The following is a 3,646-nucleotide window of genomic DNA, read 5'->3' as shown; positions in this document are numbered from 1 at the left end:
CCCGGGAACGGATAGAGCTGCTCGACACGAAGCAGATAGACGTCGTCCCGGCTCTCCTTCTCGCTGGCGTCGAGCAGATCATAATAGACCTTGCCGGTGCACAGCACGAGGCGCTTCACCGCTTTCGGATCACAGGGCTTCAGATCATCCAGGCAGCGGTGGAAGGTCGTCGCCGGGCCCATTTCGGCCAGGTTCGACACCGCCCGCTTGTGGCGCAGCAACGATTTCGGCGTGAACACAATCAGTGGCTTGCGGAAATCCCGCAGCATCTGCCGGCGCAGCAAGTGGAAGAAATTGGCTGGGGTCGTACAGTTGGCGACCTGGATATTGTCTTCCGCGCACAGGCTCAGGAAGCGCTCGACGCGCGCCGAGCTGTGCTCCGGCCCCTGCCCTTCATAGCCATGCGGCAGCAGCATCACCAGACCATTGGCGCGCAACCACTTGATTTCGCCCGAAACAATGAACTGATCGATGATGGTCTGGGCGCCATTCACGAAATCGCCGAACTGGGCTTCCCACAGGATCAGGCTCTTCGGATCAGCCAGGGCATAGCCATATTCGAAACCGAGCACGCCGAATTCCGAAAGCGGGCTGTCCAGCACTTCAAAGCGCGGGTCCATCGCCTTCAGCGGGACATAGCGGCCGCCGTCCTTCTGGTCCGTCCAGACGGAGTGCCGCTGGCTGAAGGTGCCGCGGCCGCAATCCTGGCCGGACAGGCGCACGCCATAACCATCTTTCAGCAACGCCCCGAAGGCCAGCGCCTCGCCCGTCGCCCAATCGATGTTGGCGCCAGTGGAGAACATATCCGCCTTGGCATCAAGAACCCGCGCCAAGGTCCTGTGAATATTGAAACCGTCGGGCACCGTGGTCAGCTGCTTGCCCAACTGGTGCAGTTCGGTCATCGACACGCCTGTCATTGCGGCGCGGCGGCTGTCGATGGCTTCCTTGGGCTTGCCCAGCCCGGCCCAGCGGCCGCCGAACCAATCGGCTGCATTGGCCTTGAAGCCAGCAGCAGCGTCGAATTCGTCTTCCAGCATGGAGACATAGCCATCAATCATGGCCTTGTAGCCATCGCCGGTCAGCACGCCCTCTCCCGACAGGCGATCCGCATACAGCTCGCTCACCGTCTTCTTCTTACCGATCGCGGCATACATCAGCGGCTGAGTGAAGCTCGGCTCGTCGCTTTCGTTGTGGCCAAACCGGCGATAGCACCACATGTCGATCACCACATCGCGGCCGAACTTTTGCCGGAACTCGGTGGCGACCTTGGTGGCATAGGTCACGGCTTCCGGATCATCGCCGTTCACGTGGAAGATCGGCGCCTGAACGATCTTTGCCATGTCCGACGGATAGGGCGACGAACGCGCAAACTGCGGACTGGTGGTGAAGCCAACCTGGTTGTTCACCACGTAATGGATGGTGCCACCGGTTCCATAGCCGTTAAGCCCTGAAAAACCGAAACATTCCGCCACGATACCCTGGCCGGCAAAGGCCGCATCGCCGTGCAGCAGGATCGGCATCACCTGCTTGCGGGCATTGTCGCCAATGATCGTCTGAATGGCGCGCACCTTGCCCAGCACGACCGGATCGACCGCTTCGAGGTGGGAAGGGTTGGGCACGAGGGACAGGTGCACCTTGTTGCCATCGAACTCGCGATCGGTGCTGGTGCCGAGGTGATATTTCACATCGCCCGAACCGCCCACATCATCCGGATTCGATGAACCGCCAGCGAATTCATGGAAGATGGTGCGGAACGGTTTTTGCAGCACGTTGGCCAGCATGTTGAGCCGGCCCCTGTGCGGCATGCCGAACACGACTTCGGTGATGCCCATCGCGCCGCCCACCTTGATGATCGATTCCATCGCCGGGATCATGGCTTCGGCGCCATCAAGGCCGAAACGCTTGGTGCCGACATATTTACGGCCCAGGAATTTCTCGAACTGCTCGGCTTCAACCAGCTTGTTCAGAATCGCCCGCTTACCATTGGCGGTGAACTGGATTTCCTTATCACGGCCTTCGAATTTTTCCTGCAGGAAGCGCCGTTCCTCCACATCGTTGATGTGCATATACTCAAGGCCGACGTTACCGCAGTAATTGCGCTGCAGAATGCCGACGAGTTCACGGATGGTTGCCGTCTGCAGGCCCAACGCGCCGCCGATGTGCACCGTGCGATCCAGATCATTGCCGCCAAAGCCGTGATAGCCGGGGGTGAGATCGGCCGGCAGATCGCGGATGGCAAGGCCGAGCGGATCAAGATTGGCCGCAAGGTGACCGCGCACGCGATAGGTGCGGATCAGCATAAGCGCGCTAATCGCATCCTGGGCAGCGCGGGCAATGTCTTCCGGGGTGGCACCGGCAGCAGCCGCCGCAGCAGCAGCCCGACCGGCGGTCTTGGCTGTGCTTTCGGCAAACATACCGGCGGCATCAAGCCCGCGCGTCAGATCATCGCCGGGCAGGATCGGCCAGTTCGGCCGGGCCCAACTTGGCGCCGGCCGATCTTCCGGTCCGGGCAGCAGGGCTTCCATATCCATCGTGACTGTCCTCAATCTCGCGATTCTGAACTGTTTAACGGCACATAATGGTCATGTCATGACAAACTGTCGCATGCCGGCCATGCAATGCCGACATGCGACATGATTTTCCGCGCCAAATCCATGGGCTTCAGCCCTTCAGCACCTTGATCAGCGTTTCGCCCAGCAGCGATGGTGACGGCGACACGCGAATGCCGGCCGCTTCCATAGCCGCCATCTTCGACGCCGCATCGCCCTTGCCGCCCGAAACGATGGCGCCGGCATGGCCCATGCGGCGACCCGGAGGCGCCGTGGTGCCGGCAATGAAGCCGACCATCGGCTTCTTGCGGCCACGCTTGGCTTCATCGATCAGGAACGGGGCTGCCTGTTCCTCAGCATCGCCGCCAATTTCACCGATCATGATGATTGACTGGGTAGCCTCATCGGCCAGAAACAGTTCGAGCATGTCGATGAAATTGGTACCATTCACGGGATCACCGCCGATACCGACAGCCGTCGTCTGGCCCAGTCCCACAGCGCTGGTCTGGTGCACGGCTTCATAGGTGAGCGTGCCGGAACGCGAGACGACGCCAACCGATCCCTTGCGGAAGATGTTGCCCGGCATGATGCCGATCTTGCATTCGCCCGGCGTCAGCACGCCGGGGCAGTTCGGCCCGATCAAGCGTGTCTTCGACCCCTGCAGCGCCCGCTTCACCCGCACCATGTCGAGCACCGGAATGCCTTCGGTGATGCAGACAACCAGCAGAATTTCGGCCGCAATGGCTTCGCAAATCGCATCGGCGGCACCCGGCGGCGGCACATAGACGACCGACGCATCAGCGCCGGTGGCCTCACGCGCCTGAGCCACGGTATCGAACACCGGCAGGCCAAGATGGACGGAACCGCCCTTCCCCGGCGCGGTGCCGCCGACGACCTTGGTGCCATAGGCAATGGCCTGTTCCGAATGGAACGTGCCCTGCTTGCCGGTAAAGCCCTGCGTGATGACGCGGGTGTTTGCGTTGACGAGAATGCTCATCTCAAGCGGCCTTTTTCACTTCAGCAACGATCTTGGCCGCTGCATCACCCAGATTGTCGGCCGACACGATCGGCAGGCCGGAGTTGGCGAGGATTTCCTT

2 protein-coding genes are annotated in these 3,646 nt (G+C 61.3%); both read right to left on the bottom strand.

Translation table 11 applies throughout. The annotated features are described in order from the left end of the window. Window positions 1–2,531, bottom strand: a 2,531-nt coding sequence (locus Q7O19_RS13330; protein ID WP_303810972.1) for a 2-oxoglutarate dehydrogenase E1 component, incomplete at its 3' end; no start/stop codon positions are given. A 130-nt stretch (window positions 2,532–2,661) separates the two neighbouring features. Further along, entirely contained in the window at window positions 2,662–3,546 is an 885-nt protein-coding gene (gene sucD, locus Q7O19_RS13325; protein WP_303810971.1) for a succinate--CoA ligase subunit alpha, read from the bottom strand. Window positions 3,547–3,646: the final 100 nt, after the last annotated feature.

This window comes from Sandarakinorhabdus limnophila DSM 17366, from assembly GCF_945882885.1.
Taxonomy (GTDB): domain Bacteria; phylum Pseudomonadota; class Alphaproteobacteria; order Sphingomonadales; family Sphingomonadaceae; genus Sandarakinorhabdus; species Sandarakinorhabdus limnophila_A.
This window is presented reverse-complemented; position numbering and strand designations above follow the sequence as displayed.